Below are 22,405 nucleotides of genomic sequence, written 5' to 3' on the forward strand. Positions count from 1 at the left end.
CTTACTGCGCGGTCTGGTAGGACGGATGCCAGCGCAGGCTGTAGCGTTCGATCGCACGCGCCAGCATGTCCACTGCCTTGCCCAGCAGGGCATACAGCAGGATCGCCAGCACCACGACATCGGTCTGCAGGAATTCGCGGGCATTCATCGCCAGATAGCCGATGCCGCTGCTTGCCGAGATGGTTTCCGCCACGATCAGGATGATCCAGGCAATGCCCAGCGCGTAGCGCACGCCGACCAGAATGGACGGCAAGGCCCCCGGCAGCAGCACATGGCGGAACAGCGCAAAGCCCTTCAGCCCATAGCTGCGCGCCATTTCCAGCAGCGCCGGATCGATGGTGCGGATACCGTGGAAGGTATTCAGATAGATCGGGAACAGCACACCGAAAGTCACCAGAAACACCTTGGCCGATTCATCGATACCGAACCACAGGATGACCAGCGGAATCAGCGCCAGCGGCGGAATATTGCGCAGCATCTGCAGCGAGGTATCGAACAGCCCCTCGCCCAGCCGCGACAGGCCGGATACCAGCCCCAGCACCAGCCCGAGGCTGCCGCCAATGGCAAAACCGACGCTGACCCGCCAGAAGCTGATTTTCAGGTGTGCCCAGATATCGCCGCTGAGCGTCAGCTCGATGCCGGCCTTGAGTACGTCCAGCGGCGCCGGCAGTACCCGGTGATTGATCCAGCCCAGCCCGGACGCCAGTTGCCAGATCGCGACCAGCAGCGCCGGTACCAGCCACGGCAATGCATGACGCCCCAGCGCCCGGGCGGGCCTGGTCAGGGAAACAGACATGGAAGCCCTTCGCTTTTCTTGATGAACGGACCCGACTCACGCTTCGGGATGCGCAGCCACGATAACCGGGGGCCCGGCGGGGCGGAAATGCGAAAAAATGGCTATCAATGCAGAAATCGAGATAAGCCGAATGCGCCAGACAGACCTTGTCCTCCGGCTCAGAAACTGCTGTTGATGCTGAAACCGCCCGTGGTTCTGGCGGTCCGGAACCCGGTCGGCTTGCGCAGCGGCCAGCCGGCGAACAGGTCCCAGTTCAGCCGGCTGCTGCCACCGCGCCAGCCGATGACCGCACCGCTCAGTTCCCGGCCCAGCAGCCGCCGGGCGGACGGGCCGCCGACGCGGCCATGGTCGAGACCGAGATAGAGCTCCTGGCTGCCGCCGCCGGGGCTCAGGCCAAGCTCGTTGCGGATCAGCCAGCCCCGCTCGCCGGTCAGCGACAGTTCGCCATCGAAGCCGCGCACGCTGTAGCGTCCGCCAATGGCAAAACGGTCCTGCGGCGTCAGCGCGACATCGCTCCACTGCCCGCGCAGCGTGCCGGCATAGCGCCAGCGTTGCCCCGGCCACGAAAACGGCAGGGTCAGGCCAAGGTCGGCGCGCAGGAAACCGCCGCGCGCATCCTCCTCGCCCAGCCTCTGCCCCGGTGCCGGCAAGGCATTGAACGCGCCCGTGCCGCGCCGCCAGGTCAGTGTGCCTTCCAGCAGGCTGCCGGCCAGATGCACCCGCTGGCCCAGTGACAGTTCCCAGCCCGCGGTGCGGCGGCGTTGCGATGCCATCGCGTTGTCGTCGACGTGGTTGCTCGACTGCCGTCGCCAGCCGCGCAATGCCAGGGTGGTCTTGCGTTCGGCGCTGCGCAACAGCACCCGGGACAGGCTGAGCTGGGCGTTGCGGCTGTTGCCACGGTACACCCGGCCGGGAACCGGGCTGGCCACGGTCTGGAAATAGTCGTAGTCGCTGGCATTGGCACCGAGCAACCAGTAACCGAAAGGCAGGGAATAATGGACCGCACTGTTGCGCGTACCGTGGCGCGGCCCGCCGTCGCCGCCGAGGCTGCGGCCGGTGCTGAAATAGAACAGGTCGCTGAGGGTCAGCAGATTGTCGATCGACAGCGTCACCGTGCCCTGGTAGCGGCCGGTCGAGCGCGAGCCGCCATCGTCGGCGGACAGGGTCAGCCGGTACGGAAAGGCCTCGTTGCCGCTGAGTACCAGGTCGCTGATGCCGGGTTGCTCGGCCGGCTCGATGCGCAGCGCGGCTTCGGTCGACGGTACGCGCTTGAGGTTTTCCAGCCCCTGCTCGATATCGCGCAGGTTCAGCAGGTCTCCGGGGCGGACCGGAATCGCATTGCGATGCGCCGGGCGCAGGCGGGAAGCGGTCTCGTCGCGGATGGCGCGCAGGCGGCCGGGCAGCACGGTCAGTGTCAGGATTCCCGTATCCAGATGCTGGGCACCGACCAGCACCCGGGTGGTGACATAGCCGTCGCTCGCGATCGCCTGCTGTACCCGGCGGGCGGCGGCAGCGATGCCCAGCGCGCCGAGGCAGCGACCAGCAGGATCGCCGATGGCCGCCAGTGCCCGCCGGAAGCGTTCGGCCTGTTCGCCGTCGAGGCGGACGGTGTGAATGGGAAAGCACGGGGTTTCGTCCGCCGGCCAGTCGGCCCCTCCTCCCGTTTCCGGGGGCGGCAGGCGCAGCGCGGGGAGGGCCTCCAGCCGTTCACGCTGCGCCTTTTCCCGTTCCTGCTGACGAATCAGTTCCTGATCCGGGGTGTCGGCAAGGCTGACGGGCGGCAGTTGCGCCAGCCCCAGGGCCAGGCTGGTGGTCACGAGGCGGCGGAGAAGGAACGACATGTCATCGCGGGCAAGGAGGTCGCAGGAGCCCGTACGCTACGCGGCCAGGCTGGCACTGACATCGCGACGAATCTTTAATTTCATACGGAAAAAACTGATTTTTTACGGCTTGCCAGGCAGGATAAAGAAGGAAAGAAACCCTGCTCCCCGCTTGGCCCAGCCCCGGATTCCGGACTTTTTCCCACGACTGTTTCCCGAGCCATCGATGACCCGGGGCTTACAAAAATTGCCCGCGCGGGGCAGACTGGGGCCCATGACCGCACGCTGGATAAAAATGCGTCATCAGCTGGAAGTCCGCTCGCTGATTACCAACAAGACCCACCAGGGCGAATGTACGCATCTGTCGGTCGAGGGCATGGTCTTTCTGGCTGACTTCGTGCCCCAGCATGCGGAGCGGCTGGAGGTCACCATGCTGCCAGCCGATATCGGCGCCTACCGCGCCACGCCATTCGTCGCCGAGACCGAGGTCCGGCACTGCTACCGGCACACGGATGGCGAACGTTATGAAATCGGCGTGGTCATCCGGGAACGCAAGCGCTGACGCGTGTCCCGGCGAGCACGCCCATGCAAGGACACCTCATGAGCGCTCCCGTCAAACCGGTCGTCACCCTGGACGATCTGGACAAACTCGATATCCGTCTCGGCCAGATTCTTGCCGTCGACGATGTGCCGCGCAGCGACAAGCTGGTGCAACTGACCGTCGACTTCGGCGATTTCCAGCGCACCATCCTGTCCGGCATGAAGCAGGAACGCGATCCGCAGGAGATTGTCGGCAAGCAGGCGCTGTTCGTGGTCAATCTCGCACCGCGCAAACTGTCCGGCGTGGTGTCGGAAGGCATGGTGTTCGACATCGGCTTTGCCGATGGCGTCGCCAAACCGGCGCTGGCCCAGCCCGAACACCCCCTGCCGAACGGCTCGCGCGCAGGCTAGCGCAGCCTCGCACCCGACAAAAAGCCACGGGTTTTCGCCCGTGGCTTTTCTGTTGCTGACGAAGCGGGAAGCCGGACTCAGAACATCCAGCGCGCCTTGACCGAAGCGGTCTGGTTGGTGAAGCCCTCGCGGAACTCGATGTCGTAGCGTGCAGACAGTTCCAGCGTGTCGTTGACCCTGTTCACCAGCCCCAGCCCGCCGCGACCCAGCCACTTGCTCGGCTCGATGCCCTTGGTCGTGAACGCGGCCGACGGCGTGCCGGCAAAGGCGGCGACAATGCTCGACTGCTTGCCGAGGAAATCGTAACCGGCGCCGATGTTCGCCACCAGCGTCGTGCGCTCGTTCAGTATCTGCGACAGCTTGCCGTCCACGCCGACGATCAGTTCCTCGGCCCGGTTGCTGTCCACGTTCAGGTTCAGCGCATCGGCGCCGGTTTCGCGGTAGCCCTGGTCGCGGATCACCGCGTAGTCGGCGCGCAGCGACGGGGTGAACGAGGTGCGCTCGCCCAGCGCCAGGGTATGGGCCACCGCCACGCCAAGACGGCTGGATTCGTTCAGCCCGGTGTCGGCCCCGACCACCATGCAGTAGGTCCTGGCCGTGTAGCCGCTGGCACCGTTGCTGTCGGCCTGATCGGCCCAGCTGCCGAACGGCCTGGCCCAGACCCGGCGGTCGGTAAAGAACTCGTCACCGGACGAGCGGCCGTGCTGGCCTTCCTGACGCGCCTGCACCACGCGGTTGGTGCCGTGCAGCGCGCCGCTGGTCGCCTGGGATGCGCCGGCGGTCAGCAGCGGCAGGGTCTGGCTGACGGCGTTCGATACTTCACGCTCGCTGCCGAGCTGGCCCAGTGCGGTGATCACGGTTCCCATGTCACCGCCGGCATTGCCGCCAGCAATCAGGCGGTCAAAGACCCGGGCAGCCCCCAGGGCCGGGCTGTTGCCATTGCTGATGGCGGCCTGACTGGCGCTGGTGCTCTGGCTCTTGACGATCTCGAGGTCGATGCGGCCGCCTTCCCCGCTGTTGATGGCCAGGCTCCTGAAGTCGAACAGGGCGCTGTTGTCAGTGACTTTGCTGAAGTTGCCACTGAGGGCCGCCCCCGGCCATGACCACGCCGACGAGCTTCTGGCCGACGGCGAGGGTGTTGGCGGTCTTGACGTCGACATCGGCGCTGCCGGCGAGGCTGACGACACCGTCCACGGCCAGCTGGCTGTAACCGCCGGTCAGGCTGCTCTGGGCGGCAATGCGCAGCACGCCGGTCCCGGTCTGGGTAAAGTTGCCGACGACATAGCCGGTGTCTTTCAGCCCCAGGTCGATGGTGCCGGCGTTAGGGAGGCAAACCCGCCGGTCTCCCCGGCGGCAAAGACGTTGATGACACCACCGCTGGCGTTGAGCAGGCTGCCCCCCGTGGAAATGGTCTCGGCCTCGATGCCCCGCACCCGGATGTCGCCATTGTTGCCGCTATTGGTGGCCGTGCCGGTAATCAGGCCATTGTTGACCAGCTGGCCGGAAATCGTGACGCTGTAGATGCCGTCGGCAACGGCCAGACCTTGTCCGGCGCTATTGGCCGCACTGGCAGACATGTTCCGGTTCTTGGTCAGCGTGCCGGAAAGATCGCCATCGATGTAAATGCCGTAGGCCTTGGCCCATTGCCCCGTCTGATTGGCCGACCCCGCGCGGATAGCGCCGGCATTGGTCAGGGTGCCGGCCAGATTCCGGGTGACCCGGATGCCGTAGTTGGTGTCCTCGACCATCAATGAGGCATCAATGATGCCGTTGTTGAGCAAGGTCTTGCCGACGCCAAGATCGGTGGCGAACTGGACCGCCGCCGGCTGGTCCTGCTGTTCCACCCCCGAACCGGCGCCGGTCGTTCTGAGCAAATCCGGGACGGAATTACCTTTTTGTCATCGCAGCGCCGGATCTGGCCGCAGGATAAAACCCTCTCCGTCAGGCCTGCAGCCCCAGCCGCTGCATGCGCCCGATCAGGGTAGTGCGCGGCAGTCCCAGCGCCGCTGCCGCCCGGGCCGCATTGCCGCCATGCGTCGCCAGCGCCTGGGCGATCCACTGTCGTTCGGCCTCCTCCAGCCGGTGGTGCAGGTCGCCGTCGACCGGCAGGACCGGCGGCAGTGCCGGCGACTCGCCGTCGTCCGGCAGCGAGATCCGCTCCAGCACTGCCCCCTGCCCGCCATGCAGCAGCAGGCTGCGGCGGATGGCGTTTTCCAGCTCACGGACATTGCCGGGCCATGGCAGCCGCTGCAGCTGCGCCAGCGCCGCATCGCCCAGCGCGGTCACGTTCGGGTTCAGTTCGGCCGCATCGCGGCGGACGAAGGCGTGTGCCAGCAGCGCGATGTCGTCACGGCGCTCGCGCAGCGGCGGAATATGCAGGCAGCCGACATTGAGCCGGTAGTACAGGTCCTCGCGCAGGCGGCCATCGGCGATCGCCTCGCGCGGGCGCTGGTTCAGCGCTGCAATCAGCCGCACATTGGCATGCTGGGCCAGCTGGCTGCCCAGCGGCAGATAACTGCCGTCCTGCAGCACGCGCAACAGCTTGCTCTGCAGCGACTGCGGCATCGAGTTGATTTCGTCCAGGAACAGGGTGCCGCCATCAGCCAGGGCGAACATGCCCTTGCGGTTTTCCGCACCGGTAAACGCGCCACGCGTGGTGCCGAACAGCGTGCTTTCCAGCAGGGTTTCCGGAATGGCGGCGCAGTTCAGGCTGATCATCGGCCGCGCGCTGCGGCGGCTCATCGCATGCGCGCGCCGCGCAAACAGTTCCTTGCCGGTTCCGGTCTCGCCATGGATCAGCAACGGCAGGTCGGTCACGGCGAAGATGTCCAGCGCCGCCAGTTGCCGCTGCATGGCCGGGTCACGGGTCAGGATGTCCGGTGGCGGGGTATGCCGCGCCGCGCCGTCACTCGGCATTTCCGATACCGTACGGCCGACTTCCATCGCGCCGATCAGCTCACCGTCGCGATCCAGCAGCGGGAAGGCACGGTGCAGGTAATGGACCGGTTGCCCGCCGGCGCCGTGGTAGGCCTGATAGGCATCGACCAGCGGCACCCGCTCGCGCAGGCAGCGCAGCAGCGTGCTGTCATCGGCATCCAGCCACGGCGTGATCTCCAGCACATGGCAACCGATCATCTGCTGCGGGTCGGTGCCGTCCAGCAGGGCACTGGCATGGTTGTAGTAAACGAAGCGGCCCTGGGTATCGACGATGGTGACCGGCTGATCGAGCCCGTCCAGACCGGTCCGGACGCAGTCAACCAGCCATTGCAGCGATTCGGCAACACGGAATGTCGCGTGGTCGTCGGTTGTCATCACAATCCCTTGTTCTGTCTGAGTCGCAGGATCGTCGAAATATGGACATGCGTCCGTTTTTCGACAAACGATCCCATTTTACCTGCTTCGGCCAGCCTGAATATGGCAAAAAACAGCGAAAAACACCGCATTTTCCATTTTTCAGCGTCTGAAATTCCAGAAAACCAGGCACGCACCTTGCTAAGTAACAGGCAGACACTCCCGATTACCAAACGGAAAGGACTCCACCATGTTCAAGCACATCATTGCCCGCACTCCCTGCCGCGCGCTGGTCGACGGACTGAGCTCCAGCCATCTGGGCAAGCCGATCTATGAAAAGGCGCTCGAACAGCACAATGCCTATATCCGGGCGCTGCAAACCTGCGAGGTGGACATCACGCTGCTGCCGGCGGATGAACGCTTTCCGGACTCGGTCTTTGTCGAAGACCCGGTACTGTGCACACCGCATTGCGCCATCATCACCCGCCCGGGCGCCGAAACCCGGCGTGAGGAAACCGAGATCATCGTCGAGACCATCGAACGCTTCTATCCGGGCAAGGTCGAGCGCATCACGGCACCGGGCACGGTCGAGGCCGGCGACATCATGATGGTCGGCAGCCACTTCTATATCGGCCAGTCGGCACGGACCAATGCCGAAGGCGCCCGGCAGATGATCGCCATCCTCGAACGCCACGGCATGACCGGTTCGGTGGTGAAACTGGAAAAAGTGCTGCACCTGAAGACCGGCCTCGCCTATCTGGAGCACAACAATCTGCTGGCCTGCGGCGAGTTCATCACCAAGCCGGAATTCCAGTCGTTCAACATCATCGAGATTCCGGAAGAAGAGTCGTATGCAGCCAACTGCATCTGGGTCAACGAACGCGTGATCATGCCTTCCGGCTACCCGGTCACCCGCGACAAGATCGCCAAACTCGGCTACCAGGTGATCGAAGTCGACACGTCCGAATACCGCAAGGTGGACGGCGGGGTGAGCTGCATGTCGCTGCGCTTCTGAACCGGCAGGTCCGGCGGGCACCGGCAGCCGGGGGGCAACGGTGCCTGTCCGACGGGGTGCGGGGCTGGCGGGCAGTTTCTCCGCTGCCTTCCGGCCCCGCCCGCCCCTGCAGTGGCGGGCAGACCCCGCTTCGCTCATCCATCCTGCATGATGCAGGCGGGTGAGCAAACCGGCCCGGGCAATCCCGGGCCTTTTCGGTGGAGCGCACAATGACAAACGCAACACGACTCGGCCTGCCCGCGCTGACGGCGCTGGTGGTGGGCGGCATTATCGGCAGCGGCATATTCAGCCTGCCGCAGAACATGGCTGAAGGGGCTGGCGCTGGCGCCATCCTGATTGCCTGGGCCATCACCTTCGTCGGCATGCTGACGCTGACGCGGATCTTCCAGTGGCTGTCGACATCGCGTCCGGATATCGACGACGGGGTCTACGGCTATGCGCGCGAGGGCTTCGGCCGCTATCTGGGCTTCAATGCCGCCTGGGGCTACTGGATTTCAGCCTGGATCGGCAGTACCGGCTATCTGGTGGTCATGTTCAGCGCACTCGGCTCGTTCGCCGCGCTGAGCTTCTTCGGCGACGGCACCACACTGCCGGCCCTGCTGTGCGAACTGGCCGTGCTGTGGCTGGTCCACTCCTTCGTACTGCGCGGTGTGCAGAGCGCGGCGCTGACCAACTTCGTGGTCACGGTGGCCAAGATCGTGCCGATCGGCCTGTTCATTGTCTGTGCCGCCCTGATGTTCCGCGTCGATGTGTTCCGCATCGATTTCTGGGGCAGCGCGGCACTGGGCAGCGTGACCGACCAGGTGAAGAACACCATGCTGTATACGGTGTGGGTGTTCCTCGGCATCGAGAGCGCCACGGTCTATGCGTCCCGGGCGCGCAATATGGTCGACGTCAGCCGGGCAACCTTCCTCGGTTTCATCATCACCATGCTGTTGCTGGTCTGCGTGTCGGTGCTGTCGCTGGGCATCGTGCCGCAGCATGAACTGGCGGCGATGAAGAATCCGTCGATGGCGCAGGTGCTGGCAGCGGCCGTCGGACCGTGGGGCGCGGCGCTGATCAATATCGGCCTGATCGTCTCGGTGGCAGGTGCCCTGCTGGCCTGGACCATGCTGGCGGCGGAAATGCTGTACCTGGCCAGCCGGGGCGAACGCAATACCGCGCCGTCGCTGTTCGGTCGCGTCAACGCCCGCGGTACGCCGGCACCGGCACTGTGGCTGACCAATGTACTGGTTTCCGGTCTGCTGCTGATCGCCTATCTGAATGCGTCCGGCTACAACGCACTGATCCAGCTGGCCACGTCGATGGCGCTGATCCCGTATCTGCTGTGTGCGGGCTTCTCGCTGCAACAGGCCATGCACGCGCCGCAGCCGTCCACCGCCCGTATCGGTCTGACCGCGCTGGGCTCGGCTTACGGGGTATGGCTGATCTATGCCGCCGGGCTGAAGTTCCTGCTGCTGTCGATGATCCTGTATGCACCGGGGCTGCTGTTCTTCCTGTGGGCGCGGCGCGAACGCGGCGAACCGGTGTTCGCCAACCGGGGCGAGCAACTGGCAGCCGGTGTGGTACTGGTGCTGGCGGTGACGGCGGTCGTCGCCATGCTCAGCGGCAAGCTGGCGCTTTAATCCTTGATCCCGCGCCGCTCGTACAGTGCCTGTGCGAGCGTGCCGGGATCGACGTATTCGAGCTCGCCGCCGACCGGCAGGCCACGGGCAATGCGCGTCAGCGTCAGCCCGCGATCCTTCAGCAAGGTGTGCAGCACATGCGCTGTCGCCTCGCCCTCGGCGGTGAAATTGGTCGCCAGCACCACTTCCGATACCGTGCCGTCCAGCGCCCGCCGCGCCAGCTGTTCCAGCGGCAGGTCGCGCGCGGTCAGGCCGTCCAGCGGCGATACCCGTCCCATCAGCACGAAGTACAGGCCGTCGTAGCTGCGGGTCTGTTCAATCATCATTTCATCAGCCGGCATCTCGACGATGCACAGCAGGTCCTGGCGCCGCTGCGGATCGGCACAGACTCCGCACAGCTCGCTTTCGCTGAAGGTATTGCAGCGGGCGCAGTGCTTCAGGTGGCTGCGCGCATGGTCGATGGCGCGGGCAAGCCGGTCGGCGCCGGCGGTGTCGCGCTGCATCAGGTGATAGGCCATGCGCTGCGCCGACTTCGGGCCGACACCGGGCAGGACACGCAGCGCGGTGATCAGCGAATCGAGCGAGGGAGGATTTTTCATGCAGTCGGGGGGTCAGTCGTCGAGCTCGCCGTGCAGGCTGCGCGGCAGGGTATCGTCGATATGGAAACCGGGAATGGCGCTGGCGGTCCACACATGGACCTGCGCCGCAATGGCTTCCGGATGGTCCAGCGTGGCAACGCTGACTTCGAAATAGTCGCCGTCGAGCGGCTCGAAGAACAGGCTCGAACCGCAGGTCGGACAGAAATGCCGCCACGCACGTGCCGATGAGCGGTAACGGGCAGTCTGCCCGTCCACGCTCACCGCCTCGCGCGGGAACGAGACGCCGAAATACACCGGCGCCCCGGTCGCCCGCTGGCAGGTGCGACAGTAGCAATAGCCTGCCTTCAGCGGCTGGCCGTGACACTGGTAGCGAACCGCGCCGCACAGGCAGCGGCCCTGAAGACAGTCATCCATCGCGCGCCCTCCGGGCAGCCGGATCACTCAGAACGGCAGCTTCATCCCTGCCGGCAGATTCAGGCCTTGCGAGAAACCGCCCATTTTTTCCTGGGTGGTGGTGTCAATGCGACGGTTCGCGTCATTGACGGCGGCCGCGACCAGGTCTTCCAGCATTTCCTTGTCGTCCATCACGCTGTCGTCGATCTGCACGCGCTTGACGTCGTGGTTGCAGGTCATGGTGATCTTGACCATGCCGGCGCCGGACTGGCCTTCCACCTCGATGGTGGCCAGCTCGTCCTGGGCCTTCTTCATGTTTTCCTGCATTTGCTGCGCCTGCTTCATCAGGCCTGCAATACCGTTCTTGCCGAACATGGCTTACTCCTCAATCGGTTGAATGGATTCGGGCACGAGCGTGGCGTTGAATTCCCGCATCAGCTCGGCCACTTTCGGGTCGCTATCGATGGCGGCGCGCGCGGCGGCAAGTTTTTCGCCCTGCACCCGTGCACGCTGCATCAGATGGGTTTCGCCAGCCACTTCGCCGATCTCGACATCGATCTGCACCGGCTGGCCGAAGTGATCGGCCAGCGCGCTGGCCAGTTGCTGCTGGTAATCGTGTCCGGACACGAAGCGGTGGGCAGACGGCACGCGCAAGGCAAAGCGGGTACCGTCCAGCCCGGCGCACTCGGCGTTCTGCGCCAGCATGCGCGCCTTCGCGCCCAGTCCTTCCTTCAACTGGTCGACCAGCGCAATCCAGTCGCCGTCGAACGACAGCGGCGAATCGGCGCCGACCGGCGCGATAACCGGCGCGATAACCGGCGCTACGGCCGGCACGCCAGCGTCGGCGGCAGGCGGCAGTACCGCCGCTTCCGGTTCCGGAGCAGGTTCCGCGGCAACGGCGGCGGGCGGTTCGCCAAACATGTCGTCGTGCGCTTCGGCCTCGGCCGCGGTCAGCCCGTCGGGCTGCGCACCGTCGTCGGCCACTGCGGCCGGCTCGACCGGCGACGGCGCCTCGACGACCGGCGTCGGCTGATCGGCTACGGCATCGGCGACCGGTGCGTCGTCCCAGGGCGGCACGACAGCCGCTTCCGGTACAGGCGGCGGTTCCGCCACAAGCTCGGGCGCCGGTACCGGCTCGGGTTCAGGCGGTGGCGTGTCGTCGGGTGGTGGCGTTGGCGCAGCCGGGCGCGGCGCGACCCGGGTCGCCGGCGCGGGTGGCGGGGTCGCCGGTCCGCGCTTGAGGAATTTTTCCAGTGCGGCACGCGCCGCAGCCGGACCGGTGCCGCCCGCAGGCGGCGGGGAGGACGGCCGTTCGACGGCAGGACGCGCGGCAGCGGCGGGTGCCGGACTGGCCGGGGCAGCGGCTTCGGCCACCGGCGCATGCGCCGGGTGGAAGGCCAGCATGCGCAGCAGCGTCATGTTGAAGCCGAGCTGCTCGTCCGGTGCCAGCGGCAGGTCGCGACGGCCCTGGGTGGCAATCTGGTAATACAGCTGGACGTCTTCCGCCGCCAGGGTCTGCGCCAGTGCCAGCAGCGCCTCGTGGTCGGGGTCGTCCTCGGCCAGTGCCTGCGGTACGGTCTGCGCCAGCGAGATCTGGTAGAACAGGCAGGCGAGTTCTTCCAGCGCGGCATCGAAACCGACGCCGCGCTGCGCCAGTTCGCTGGCTTCGGCCAGCAGGGCCGCGCCATCGGCATCGGCCAGCGCCGCGATCAGCGCGAACAGGTAGCGGCGGTCAACGGCCCCGAGCATGGCGCGCACGCCGGCTTCCTGCACTTCGCCAAGGCCATAGGCGATCGCCTGGTCGAGCAGCGACAGCGCGTCGCGCATCGAGCCATTGGCCGCCCGGCCGAGCAGCGTCAGCGCGCCGGGCTCGTACGGCACCTGCTCGGTTTCGAGCACATGGGCCAGGTGGCCGGACACCTGCGGCGGTGTCATGTTGCGCAGGCTGAACTGCAGGCAGCGCGACAGCACCGTCACCGGCACCTTTTGCGGGTCGGTGGTGGCCAGAATGAATTTGACGTGCGCCGGCGGTTCTTCCAGCGTCTTCAGCATGGCGTTGAACGCCGACTTCGACAGCATGTGCACTTCGTCGATGATGTACACCTTGTAGCGGCCGGCAGTCGGCGTGTACTGGGCGTTCTCGATGACTTCGCGGATGTTGTCGATGCCGGTATTGCTGGCCGCGTCGATTTCGAGCAGGTCGACGAAGCGGCCGGCGTCGATCTGGCGACAGGCCGCGCATTCGCCGCACGGCTCGGCGCCAACGCCGCGTTCGCAGTTCAGGCTCTTGGCCAGAATGCGGGCGATGGTGGTCTTGCCGACCCCGCGTGTGCCGGTCAGCAGATAGGCGTGGTGCAGGCGTTCGCCGGCCAGCGCATTGCCAAGCGCACGCACGACGTGCTCCTGGCCGACCAGATCGGCAAAGCGTTTCGGACGCCACTTGCGGGCAAGGACTTGATAGCTCATAGGTAGCGGATTCTATCTTAGGTTGCCGGACAACTCATAAAGGGATGCTGCAAAAAGCCGGAGGGGGGCGTAGTCTTTTTTGCATAAAAACCGACTGCAACCGATCCGGAACGGATCCCGGGAGAAGAAACTGCAATGATTCCTGCCGCCGCACTGGCCGAGCTGTCGTCGCTGCTTGGCGACCGCCTGTCCACCACCCGCAGCGTCTGCGACCAGCATGGCCGCGACGAATCCCCCTACCCGGCCATGCCGCCCGACGCGGTCGCCTTCGCCGACAGTACCGACGAGGTCGCCCGCATCGTGCAGGTTTGCGCCCGCCACCGCGTGCCGGTCATCCCGTATGGCGCCGGCTCGTCGATCGAGGGCCATCTGCTCGCCATCCGGGGCGGGCTCAGCCTCGACCTGTCGCGCATGACCCGCATCATCGCCATCGACGCCGACGACCTGACCGCCACGGTCGAGGCCGGCGTGACCCGCGAGGCGCTGAACGACGCGCTGCGCCACAGCGGGCTGTTCTTTCCGATCGACCCCGGCGCCAACGCCAGCCTGGGCGGCATGAGCGCCACCCGCGCGTCCGGCACCAATGCCGTTCGCTACGGCACCATGCGCGAGAACGTGCTGGCGCTGACCGTGGTCACCGCCGCCGGCAAGGTCATCCATACCGGGACGCGGGCGCGCAAATCGTCGGCCGGCTATGACCTGACCCGGGCCTTCGTCGGCTCGGAAGGCACGCTGGGCGTCATGACGGAAATCACCGTGCGCCTGCATCCGCAGCCGATGGCGGTATCGGCGGCGGTCGCCACCTTCGACAGCGTCGCCGACGCCGTGAATACCGTGATCCGCACCATCCAGTACGGGATTCCGGTCGCACGGGTCGAGTTCATGGATATCCAGGCCGTCCGTGCGGTCAACGCCTACTCGAAGCTGTCGCTGCGCGAGGCGCCGACGCTGCTGTTCGAGTTCCACGGCAGCGAGGCCGGTGTGGCCGAGCAGGCGGAGACCGTGCAGGCCATCGCACACGAGTTTGGCGGCACCGATTTCGAGTGGGCCAGCCGCCAGGAAGACCGCAGCCGGCTGTGGGCGGCGCGGCACAAGGCCTATTTTGCCTCGCTGCAGCTGCAGCCGGGCTCGACCTGCGTGACTACCGATGTCTGCGTACCGATTTCCCGGCTGGCCGAATGCGTGACTGCCACCTGTGCCGATATCGACGCGTCCGGCATCCTGGCCACCGTGCTCGGCCATGTCGGCGACGGCAATTTCCACGTGCTGTTGCTGGTCGACCCCGCCGACCCGCAATCGCGCGAACGCGCCGAAGCCGTGAATGCCCGCATCGTGCGCCGTGCGCTGGACATGGACGGCACCTGCACCGGCGAGCACGGCGTCGGCCTGCACAAGATGGACTTCATGCGTGCCGAGCATGGCGAGGACGCGCTGGACATGATGCGCGCGCTGAAGCGCGCCTTCGACCCGCTGAACCTGATGAACCCGGGCAAAATCGTCACGCTGGACTAGCACCGGGCGCCGGCACGGGATCGCTACAGCAGCAATTGCATCTCGTGCCACGCCATACCGCCATGCAGCGACGGCGACGGTCGCACATACGCATAGCCGAGTTTTTCGTACAGCGGCACGTGCCGCTCGCGGCACATCAGCTGGATCGAGATCTTGCGCCACTGCCGTGCGCGTTCGACAAAGGCGCGCATCAGGGCGCCGGCCAGCCCCCTGCCCTGCCAGTCCGGATGAACGACCACGGACAGGATCACCAGATGGGCGCCGTCCGGGTCGTGGCCGACCAGTTCCTTGAACGCCTCGTCCTCCATTTCCACCACGTCGGCCGCGCCGGCGTTGATGAAGCCGGCGACCTCGCCGTCCATCTCGGCCACCAGGAAGGCCTGCGGAAAGGTCTCGATGCGGATGCGGATCTTGTCGCGGGTGGCGGCTTCGTCACCCTCATAGGATTCGGTCTCGATCCGGTAGCAACGGTCGAGATCCCGCGCCTCGACCTGGCGGATGCGGCAGGCATCGCCTGCCCGCTCATCATTCTTCGTCGACAAACAACTGCTCCTTCAGTGAACGCAGGGTATCGCGCAGACGGGCCGCTTCCTCGAACCGCAGGTCGCGGGCCGCTGCCATCATGTCTTTCTCGGTGGTCTTGATCAGCTTGGCCAGCTGCTTTTCGTCATGCAGCTTCGGCGCGGCCTTCGCCTTCGGGTCATTGTGATAAACGCCGTCGATAATGTCCTTGATGCGCTTCTGCACCCCGCGCGGCACGATGCCGTTGGCCAGGTTGAACGCCGTCTGTTTGGTGCGGCGACGGTCGGTCTCGCCGATCGCGCGCTCCATCGACGGCGTGATCCGGTCCGCATACAGAATGGCGAGGCCGTGCAGGTTGCGCGCCGCGCGGCCGATGGTCTGGATCAGCGACCGCTCGCTGCGCAGGAAACCTTCCTTGTCGGCATCAAGGATGGCGACCAGGCTGACTTCCGGGATATCCAGCCCCTCGCGCAGCAGGTTGATGCCGACCAGCACGTCGAACACGCCGAGACGCAGGTCGCGGATGATCTCCACCCGCTCCACGGTGTCGATGTCCGAGTGCAGGTAGCGCACCTTGATCCCGTGTTCGGTGTAGTAATCGGCCAGTTGTTCCGACATGCGCTTGGTCAGCGTGGTCACCAGCACCCGCTCGCCCTTGGCCACGCGCAGGGTGATTTCGCTCATCAGGTCGTCAACCTGGGTCGCCACCGGCCGCACGCTGATCAGCGGGTCGACCAGCCCGGTCGGCCGCACCACCTGTTCGACCACCTGTCCGGCGTGGTCGGCCTCGTACGGACCCGGCGTGGCCGAGACGAAGATGGTCTGCGGCATCAGTTGCTCGAATTCCTCGAACTTCAGCGGCCGGTTGTCGAGCGCGGAAGGCAGGCGGAAGCCGTAGTCGACCAGGTTTTCCTTGCGCGCCCGGTCGCCGCGATACATGCCGCCGACCTGCGGCACGGTCACGTGGCTTTCGTCGATGATCATCAGCGCGTTTTCCGGCAGATAGTCGATCAGCGTCGGCGGCGCCTCGCCCGGCAGCTTGCCGGAGAAGTGGCGCGAGTAGTTCTCGATGCCCTTGCAGAAGCCCATCTCGTACAGCATTTCCAGGTCGAAGCGGGTGCGCTGCTCGATGCGCTGCGCCTCGACCAGCTTGCCCTCGCGCTCGAAGCGGCTGCGCCGCTCGGTCAGCTCTTCCTTGATGGTTTCGCACGCGCGCAGCACGGTCTCGCGCGGTGTCACGTAGTGGCTGGACGGGAACACGGTAAAGCGGCCGACCCGGCTGTGGATGCGCCCGGTCAGCGGGTCGAACAGCTGCAGCGTCTCGACCTCGTCGTCGAACAGGCCGATACGCAGCGCCAGCTCGGCACTTTCGGCCGGGAACACGTCGATGATGTCGCCGCGCACGCGGAAGGTGCCGCGGGTGAAATCGACCTCGTTGCGGTCGTACTGCATCACGGCGAGGCGGGCGATGATGTCGCGCTGCGGGCAGCGGTCGCCTTCCTTCAGATGCAGGATCATCTTGTGGTAGTCGGACGGGTCGCCGATACCGTAGATCGCGCTGACTGTCGCCACGATGATACAGTCCGGCCGCTCCAGCAGCGCCTTGGTCGCCGACAGCCGCATCTGTTCGATATGCTCGTTGATCTGCGAATCCTTTTCGATGAAAAGGTCGCGGCTCGGCACATACGCTTCCGGCTGGTAATAGTCGTAGTAACTGACGAAATACTCGATGGCATTCTCGGGAAAGAACTCGCGCATTTCGGCATACAGCTGCGCGGCCAGCGTCTTGTTCGGCGCCATGACAATGGCCGGCCTGCCGGTGCGGGCGATGACGTTGGCCATGGTGTAGGTCTTGCCCGAACCGGTTACGCCAAGCAGCGTCTGGTAGGCCAGCCCGTCGTCCAGCCCGTCGATCAGCTTTTCAATCGCGGCCGGCTGGTCGCCGGCCGGCGGAAACGGCTGGTGCAACTGGTACGGGGAGCCCGGAAAGGTGACGACATCGGCCATGTGATCGCCTATGAATCAAAGAATAAGAAGGAAATTGTAGGCGTATGCCGCCCCTCGCGGCGAGCCCGACCCGGAATTTACAATTTTTCGATTCGGAACCACCTGTGCTTGCGTTTAAAATCGGAGCCTTCGCCAACCAGGGAAACCCTTACGGCCTTTGACGATGCCGTCTGCCGGGCGGCGGACGCATCGCATGCGACAGGCTCTCGAGGGAGGAAACAATAAATGCTGCCCCGCTTTCTCATTTCCGGATTGACCGCCGCCGTGCTGGCGCTCAGTCCGATGCTGCCCGCCGCCGCCGAGCAACTGCGCGTCGCGTCGCTGGACAGCCTGGAGTCGGCTCCCGTGCTGCACTCCAACGCCGTGCTGATCATCAATGCACAGACCGGCGTTCCGGTATTCAGCAAGAATGCCGACAAATTGTCGTCCATCGCCTCGATCACCAAACTGATGACCGCCATGGTCGCCCTGGACAGCAATCCGGATCTGGACGCCGCGCTGACCATCAGCGACGACGAGGTCGACCGGCTCAAGCGCACCACGTCCCGCCTGCCGGTCGGCACCACGCTGACCCGCCGCGAAATGCTGCTGCTGGCGCTGATGTCCAGCGAGAACCGCGCCGCCCACGTGCTGGCCCGCTCGGCCCTGCCCGGCGGCACCGGCATCTTCGTGTCCCGCATGAACCAGAAGGCGCGCCAGCTCGGCATGACCCATACCCGCTTCTACGACCCGACCGGGCTGAACAGCGGCAATGTGTCCACCGCGCAGGACCTGGCCAAGATGGTGGCGGCGGCCTACCGCTATCCGCTGATCCGCCAGTTCACCACCACGCAGGAACATGACGTCTACGTGAAAACCCGCCTCACGCACTACAAGAACAGCAATGCGCTGGTGCGCGAGGGCGAATGGCAGATCGGGCTGTCCAAGACCGGCTACATCCAGGAAGCGGGCCGTTGCCTGGTCATGCACGCCATGGTCGGCACCACGCCGCTGATCATGGTATTCCTCGACGCCGGCGGTTCGGCCGCACGCACCAACGACGCGCGCGCCATCCGCACCTGGCTCGAAGGCCATCCGGGGACGTGGCTGGCCGGTTGAGGCTCCCCCCATCGGCGCCCGGAACACCGTGGCGCCATTCCATGCCCGGCAAACACCAGGGGGCGCCAGACACGGCAGCCCCCTGTTCGATTCCGGTGCTCGCCCTGTCTCGCTGCGGCAAGCGAATCCCGCTTCGCTCGTCCATGGTTTCTGCTGCCTGTGCGCGGTGGTAACGGCACCGGCACCAGAATCCCCATTTCATCCGGGCTGGGGGCTCACGTCCCTCACAGCAACAGCCGGTAGCCGACCCCTGTCTCGGTCAGCAGGTGGCGCGGCTGGGCCGGATCGGCCTCCAGCTTCTGCCGCAGATGGCCCATGTAGATGCGCAGATAGTGCGGCCGGTCGGCGTAGCCGGGGCCCCAGGTATCGAGCAGCAACTGGCGATGGGTCAGCACCCTGCCGTGGGCCTTGATCAGCGTTGCCAGCAGCCGGTATTCGATCTGCGTCAGCCGGACCGGCTCGCCGTTGCGGCTGACCGCGCGCGCGGCGAGGTCGACACTGATATCGCCGAAGCGGCAGATGCTGTCGCCGTCATCGGCCAGACGCGTGCCGCGCCGCAGTTGCGCCCTCACCCGCGCCAGCAGCTCGGGCACGCCGAACGGCTTGACCAGATAGTCGTCCGCACCGGCATCCAGCGCGGCAACCTTGTCCTCTTCCCGTTCGCGCGCCGACAGCACGATGACCGGCACCGCCGACCAGCCGCGCAGGTCGGTCAGCACCTCGATGCCGTCCAGATCGGGCAGGCCGAGGTCGAGCACCACCAGGTCCGGCTGCCGGGTCCCGGCCTCGATCAGGCCACGCTGGCCACCGTCGGCCTCGAACACGACAAAGTGCTCGGCCTCCAGTGCCGCACGCAGAAAGCGGCGGATGGGCGGATCGTCCTCGATGATCAGGATGCGGGGTTCGGTATTCATGCGTCGGACTCGGCTGCGTCAATGTCAGGCGGTGTGGTCAGCGGCAGCGTAAAGCTCAGCCGCGCGCCGCCCCCCGTCAGGGATTCGGCCTGCATCTTACCGCCATGCGCGTCGATGATGCTGCGCGCCAGCGCCAGCCCGAGGCCGGCGCCCGGCGTGGCCGATTCGCGCTCGCCACGGGCAAAGGTATCGAACAGCCGCTCGGGGTCACCGTCCGGCAACCCGGGACCGTCGTCCTCGACGCCAACCACCAGATAGTGACCGTCGACCCGGGCGAACAGCCGGACCCGGCTGCCGGCCGGCGTGTACTTGGCGGCATTGTCGAGCAGGTTGCACAGTACGCGTTCGATCATGACCGCATCGAACTGCACCAGCGGCAGTTCGGCCGGCAGCCGGGTTTCGACCCGGTGGCCGCCGAGGCTGGCCGCACTGGCACGCAGGGCGCTGCCGACCACCTCTTCCACGGCCTGCCATTCGCGGTTCAGGCGGACACCGCCGGCCTGCAGCCGCGCCAGCGCCAGCAGATTGTCGACCAGCGCCGCCAGCCGTTTCGCCTCGTGATGCACGGCACTGGCCAGCCCGTCGCGCGTCGCCGCCGGCTGGGCCGGATTGGCCGCGGTTTCCGCCAGCCCGACCAGCGCCGTCAGCGGGGTACGCAGATCGTGCGACACGCTGGCCAGCAATGCATGGCGCAAACGCTCGGATTCCATTTTCACCAGCACGTCCTGCGCCACTTCCACATAGTGGATCCGTTCGATGGCCAGTGCGATCTGCGCTGCCGACGCTTCCAGCCACTGCACCGTTTCCGGCTCGTCCAGCCGCGCCAGATCGGCCGGGCGCAGGCCGAGCACGCCGCGAATGCGCATCGGCGCTTTCAGCGGCAGGTAGCGCGCCGTGGCGGCCGACAGCGTCCGGGTACCGGCGCCGGCCGCCTGGCCGCTGTCGTAGACCCACTGCGCGACCGCGCTGTCCGGCACCCAGTCACCGCCCTGCCCGTCGCTGGTCGCCGCCCGTACCCGTTCGTGGCTGTCCGGCAGCAGCAGCACGCTGACTGCGCCCAGCGCACTGTCCAGATGCCGGGGCAGACACTCGACCACCTGGTCCAGCGTCAGCGCCGCCGACAACTCGCGCGCCAGCGCCGCCAGAGCATAGGCGCGCCGTTCGCGCGCCCGGGCCACATCGGCGGCAAAGCGCAACCGCGCCGCCAGCTGGCCGATCCCCAGCGCCACCGCCAGCATCAGCACAAAGGTGAACAGATACTGGCCGTCGGCCACCGTGAACGAAAAACGCGGCGGCACAAAGAAGAAATCCAGTCCGCCAACGGCCAGCAAGGCGGCCAGCGCGCCGGGGCCACGGCCCCAGCGATAGGCGATGCCGACCACCGCCACCAGATAGACCATCACCACGTTGGCAAGGTCGAACACCGTCAGCAGCAAGGCAGTCAGCGCGGTGGTCAGTACGCCGATGGCAACCGTCCACGCATAGCCGCGCCAGTCGGTGCGGCGCGGCTGGCGCGAGCGGATCGGCGCCCGCGGCACATCGAGCGCGATCTGGTGCAGTTCCAGCCCCGGCGCCAGCCGGGCCAGCGATTCGGCCAGTCGGGGGCGCAGGCCGGCCCAGCCCCGGCGCCGGCTGCCGGCGCCCAGCACTACGGTGCCGGCATTGTGCCGGCTGGCACATTCCTGCAGCGCGGCCGCGATGTCGTCGCCGGCCAGCGATACGGTTTCGGCGCCGAGTTCGGCCGCCAGTTGCAGCGCCGACAGCGCACGGCCGCGCACCTCGGCGCTGGCGCGCGCCAGTTGCGGCGTTTCCACATAGACCGCCAGCCAGTCGGCGCGCAGCGATTCGGCCAGCCGCGCCGTCGCCCGCACCACCTGCTCGCCGCCATCCGGTCCGACACAGGCCAGCAGTCTCGGCACCGCTGGCCACACCGGCCGGATATCGCGGTCGGCGCGCCAGGCACGCATTTCGGCGTCGACCCGCGCCGCCGTCCGCCGCAGCGCCAGTTCACGCAGCGCCAGCAGATTGCCCTTGCGGAAAAAGTGCCCGGCCGCGCGTTCGGCCTGGCCGGCCAGATAGACCTTGCCGGCCTTGAGCCGGTTCAGCAGTTCGTCCGGCGGCAGATCGCACAGAATGACGTCCTCGGCGGCATCGAACACCCGGTCCGGCACGGTTTCCGCCACGCGGATACCGGTGATGCGGCCGACAACGTCGTTCAGGCTTTCCAGATGCTGGACATTGAGCGCGGTATAGACGTCGATGCCGGCGGCCAGCAGCGCTTCGATATCCTGCCAGCGCTTCGGGTGCCGGCTGCCGGCGACGTTGCTGTGGGCGAGTTCGTCGACGATGATCAGCGCCGGCTTTGCCGCCAGCGCCGCATCGAGGTCGAACTCGGCCAGTGTCCGTCCGCGGTACTCGACTGCGCGCGGCGGCAGGATCGGCAACCCGTCGAGCAGCGCGGCGGTCTCGACCCGGCCATGGGTCTCGGCCACGCCGATCAGAACGTTGGCGCCGGCCTGCAGCTGTTCGCGCGCGGCGGACAGCATCGCGTAGGTCTTGCCGACGCCGGCGCAGGCGCCGAAGAAGATTTTCAGCTTGCCACGGGCGGCGCGTTCGCTGTCGCGTGACAGGCTTTCCAGCAGTCGGTCGGGATCGGGACGGGTATCGTTCATCGGCACGGCAGTCTGTGAATGTGAGTCGACCCGTCCCGCGCAGGGCGGGACGGGTGGCGGCGGATCGGGGTAACGCTCAGCGCTTCAGGTCATCCAGCGCCAGGTTCAGCGCCAGCACATTGACGCGCGATTCACCGAACAGCCCCAGTTGCGGGCCCTCGGTCGCATGCACGATCAGCGCCCTGACCTCGCTTTCGGGCAACTGGCGCGCCCGGGCGATGCGACCCGCCTGATACAGCGCCGCTTCCGGCGAGATATGCGGGTCCAGACCGGAGGCCGAGCTGGTGGCCAGGTCGGCCGGCACCGGACCGCGCTGGTCCGGATGCGCGGCGCGCAGCGCGGCAACGCGGGTCGCGACCTGCTCGGCCAGCACCGGGCTGTTCGGCCCCAGGTTGGCCGCGCCGGACGACGCCGCATTATAGGCTTGCGGCCCGGTGGCCGACGGGCGGCCCCAGAAGTAGCGCTCACCGGTGAACGACTGGCCGATCAGCCGCGAGCCGACCACCTTGCCATCGCGGACGATCAGGCTGCCGGCAGCCTGATCCGGGAACAGCAGCCGGGCCACGCCGGTCACGGCCAGCGGGTACAGCAGGCCAACGATGGCCGACAGCACGACAAATACGGTCAGCGCCGGGCGCAGCACGCCGCGCCAGATCGAGTCCTTGCCGCGAGCGGCGGCGTGCGCCGGGTGCGACGGGTTTGCAAGCGATTGGTACATGGAATG

The 22,405-nt window shown here is 66.6% G+C and carries 21 protein-coding genes; 6 read left to right on the forward strand and 15 right to left on the reverse strand.

Annotation, left to right across the window (positions count from 1 at the left end; translation table 11 throughout):
* Window position 1: 1 nt before the first annotated feature.
* Window positions 2-796: an aliphatic sulfonate ABC transporter permease SsuC gene (ssuC, locus tag DFO50_RS04180; protein WP_107889468.1), complete on the reverse strand. Its 795-nt coding sequence runs from the start codon at window positions 794-796 to the stop codon at window positions 2-4.
* A gap of 158 nt (window positions 797-954) precedes the next feature.
* Window positions 955-2,637 (reverse strand): ShlB/FhaC/HecB family hemolysin secretion/activation protein, encoded by a 1,683-nt coding sequence (locus DFO50_RS04185; protein ID WP_112692109.1) that lies wholly within the window; start codon window positions 2,635-2,637, stop codon window positions 955-957.
* A 274-nt stretch (window positions 2,638-2,911) separates the two neighbouring features.
* On the opposite strand from DFO50_RS04185, the gene DFO50_RS04190 reads away from it, so the two are divergent.
* Together DFO50_RS04190 and DFO50_RS04195 are read left to right on the forward strand one after the other, a co-directional pair.
* Window positions 2,912-3,178 carry a hypothetical protein gene (locus DFO50_RS04190; RefSeq protein ID WP_028497814.1) on the forward strand — a complete coding sequence of 89 codons (267 nt, stop codon included), beginning with the start codon at window positions 2,912-2,914 and terminating at the stop codon, window positions 3,176-3,178.
* A gap of 38 nt (window positions 3,179-3,216) precedes the next feature.
* A complete protein-coding gene (locus DFO50_RS04195; RefSeq protein WP_028497813.1) occupies window positions 3,217-3,567 on the forward strand; it encodes a tRNA-binding protein in 351 nt (116 codons plus the stop codon).
* A 77-nt stretch (window positions 3,568-3,644) separates the two neighbouring features.
* Here DFO50_RS04195 and DFO50_RS04200 read toward each other — a convergent pair whose 3' ends face one another.
* The 4 genes from DFO50_RS04200 to DFO50_RS04210 form a co-directional block, all read right to left on the reverse strand.
* The gene (locus DFO50_RS04200) at window positions 3,645-4,433 is read right to left on the reverse strand and encodes an autotransporter domain-containing protein (protein ID WP_233495194.1); all 789 of its coding nucleotides are present in this window, start codon (window positions 4,431-4,433) and stop codon (window positions 3,645-3,647) included.
* A gap of 190 nt (window positions 4,434-4,623) precedes the next feature.
* Window positions 4,624-4,815, reverse strand: a complete 192-nt coding sequence (locus DFO50_RS19460; RefSeq protein WP_233495185.1) for a hypothetical protein — start codon at window positions 4,813-4,815, stop codon at window positions 4,624-4,626.
* A 47-nt stretch (window positions 4,816-4,862) separates the two neighbouring features.
* On the reverse strand, window positions 4,863-5,441 hold the full coding sequence (locus DFO50_RS04205) for a hypothetical protein (protein WP_146745014.1): 579 nt from the start codon (window positions 5,439-5,441) through the stop codon (window positions 4,863-4,865).
* Window positions 5,442-5,508: 67 nt separating this feature from the next.
* Window positions 5,509-6,879, reverse strand: coding sequence for a sigma-54-dependent Fis family transcriptional regulator (locus DFO50_RS04210; RefSeq protein ID WP_112692111.1), 1,371 nt, complete (start codon window positions 6,877-6,879; stop codon window positions 5,509-5,511).
* 229 nt (window positions 6,880-7,108) lie between these two features.
* On the opposite strand from DFO50_RS04210, the gene ddaH reads away from it, so the two are divergent.
* Window positions 7,109-7,873, forward strand: coding sequence for a dimethylargininase (ddaH, locus tag DFO50_RS04215; RefSeq protein WP_028497809.1), 765 nt, complete (start codon window positions 7,109-7,111; stop codon window positions 7,871-7,873).
* Between the two features lie 209 nt (window positions 7,874-8,082).
* Window positions 8,083-9,498, forward strand: coding sequence for a basic amino acid/polyamine antiporter (locus DFO50_RS04220; protein WP_036384720.1), 1,416 nt, complete (start codon window positions 8,083-8,085; stop codon window positions 9,496-9,498).
* Here the strand turns inward: DFO50_RS04220 and recR are convergent.
* The 4 genes from recR to dnaX are packed head-to-tail and all read right to left on the reverse strand — an operon-like array spanning window position 9,495 to window position 12,956.
* The gene (recR, locus tag DFO50_RS04225; RefSeq protein WP_028497807.1) at window positions 9,495-10,097 is read right to left on the reverse strand and encodes a recombination mediator RecR; all 603 of its coding nucleotides are present in this window, start codon (window positions 10,095-10,097) and stop codon (window positions 9,495-9,497) included. The genes DFO50_RS04220 and recR overlap by 4 nt on opposite strands.
* A gap of 12 nt (window positions 10,098-10,109) precedes the next feature.
* Complete coding sequence (locus DFO50_RS04230; RefSeq protein WP_112692112.1) at window positions 10,110-10,511, reverse strand: GFA family protein; 402 nt, start codon at window positions 10,509-10,511, stop codon at window positions 10,110-10,112.
* A gap of 27 nt (window positions 10,512-10,538) precedes the next feature.
* Entirely contained in the window at window positions 10,539-10,865 is a 327-nt protein-coding gene (locus DFO50_RS04235) for a YbaB/EbfC family nucleoid-associated protein (protein ID WP_028497805.1), read from the reverse strand.
* Between the two features lie 3 nt (window positions 10,866-10,868).
* Window positions 10,869-12,956: a DNA polymerase III subunit gamma/tau gene (gene dnaX, locus DFO50_RS04240; protein WP_112692113.1), complete on the reverse strand. Its 2,088-nt coding sequence runs from the start codon at window positions 12,954-12,956 to the stop codon at window positions 10,869-10,871.
* A 135-nt stretch (window positions 12,957-13,091) separates the two neighbouring features.
* Here dnaX and DFO50_RS04245 point away from each other — a divergent pair, with 135 nt between their 5' ends.
* Window positions 13,092-14,468, forward strand: coding sequence for an FAD-binding oxidoreductase (locus tag DFO50_RS04245; RefSeq protein WP_107889464.1), 1,377 nt, complete (start codon window positions 13,092-13,094; stop codon window positions 14,466-14,468).
* A gap of 23 nt (window positions 14,469-14,491) precedes the next feature.
* Here DFO50_RS04245 and DFO50_RS04250 read toward each other — a convergent pair whose 3' ends face one another.
* Both DFO50_RS04250 and uvrB read right to left on the reverse strand, forming a co-directional pair.
* Window positions 14,492-15,010, reverse strand: coding sequence for a GNAT family N-acetyltransferase (locus DFO50_RS04250; protein ID WP_199489741.1), 519 nt, complete (start codon window positions 15,008-15,010; stop codon window positions 14,492-14,494).
* Window positions 14,994-16,997: an excinuclease ABC subunit UvrB gene (uvrB, locus tag DFO50_RS04255; protein WP_028497801.1), complete on the reverse strand. Its 2,004-nt coding sequence runs from the start codon at window positions 16,995-16,997 to the stop codon at window positions 14,994-14,996. The genes DFO50_RS04250 and uvrB overlap by 17 nt, the downstream gene beginning before the upstream one ends.
* A 225-nt stretch (window positions 16,998-17,222) precedes the next feature.
* Between uvrB and DFO50_RS04260 the strand changes: the two genes are divergently transcribed.
* Window positions 17,223-18,095 (forward strand): D-alanyl-D-alanine carboxypeptidase family protein, encoded by an 873-nt coding sequence (locus DFO50_RS04260; protein WP_107889463.1) that lies wholly within the window; start codon window positions 17,223-17,225, stop codon window positions 18,093-18,095.
* Between the two features lie 224 nt (window positions 18,096-18,319).
* Here DFO50_RS04260 and kdpE read toward each other — a convergent pair whose 3' ends face one another.
* The 3 genes from kdpE to kdpC all read right to left on the reverse strand — a co-directional run bounded on the left by kdpE (window position 18,320) and on the right by kdpC (window position 22,399).
* Window positions 18,320-19,009 carry a two-component system response regulator KdpE gene (kdpE, locus tag DFO50_RS04265; protein WP_112692114.1) on the reverse strand — a complete coding sequence of 230 codons (690 nt, stop codon included), beginning with the start codon at window positions 19,007-19,009 and terminating at the stop codon, window positions 18,320-18,322.
* Window positions 19,006-21,681 (reverse strand): sensor histidine kinase KdpD, encoded by a 2,676-nt coding sequence (locus DFO50_RS04270; RefSeq protein WP_112692115.1) that lies wholly within the window; start codon window positions 21,679-21,681, stop codon window positions 19,006-19,008. The genes kdpE and DFO50_RS04270 overlap by 4 nt, the downstream gene beginning before the upstream one ends.
* A 76-nt stretch (window positions 21,682-21,757) precedes the next feature.
* Window positions 21,758-22,399 (reverse strand): potassium-transporting ATPase subunit KdpC, encoded by a 642-nt coding sequence (kdpC, locus tag DFO50_RS04275; protein WP_112692116.1) that lies wholly within the window; start codon window positions 22,397-22,399, stop codon window positions 21,758-21,760.
* Between the last annotated feature and the right edge of the window lie 6 nt (window positions 22,400-22,405).

Origin of the sequence: Microvirgula sp. AG722 (assembly GCF_003269145.1) — a bacterium.
GTDB classification, from domain to species: domain Bacteria; phylum Pseudomonadota; class Gammaproteobacteria; order Burkholderiales; family Aquaspirillaceae; genus Microvirgula; species Microvirgula aerodenitrificans.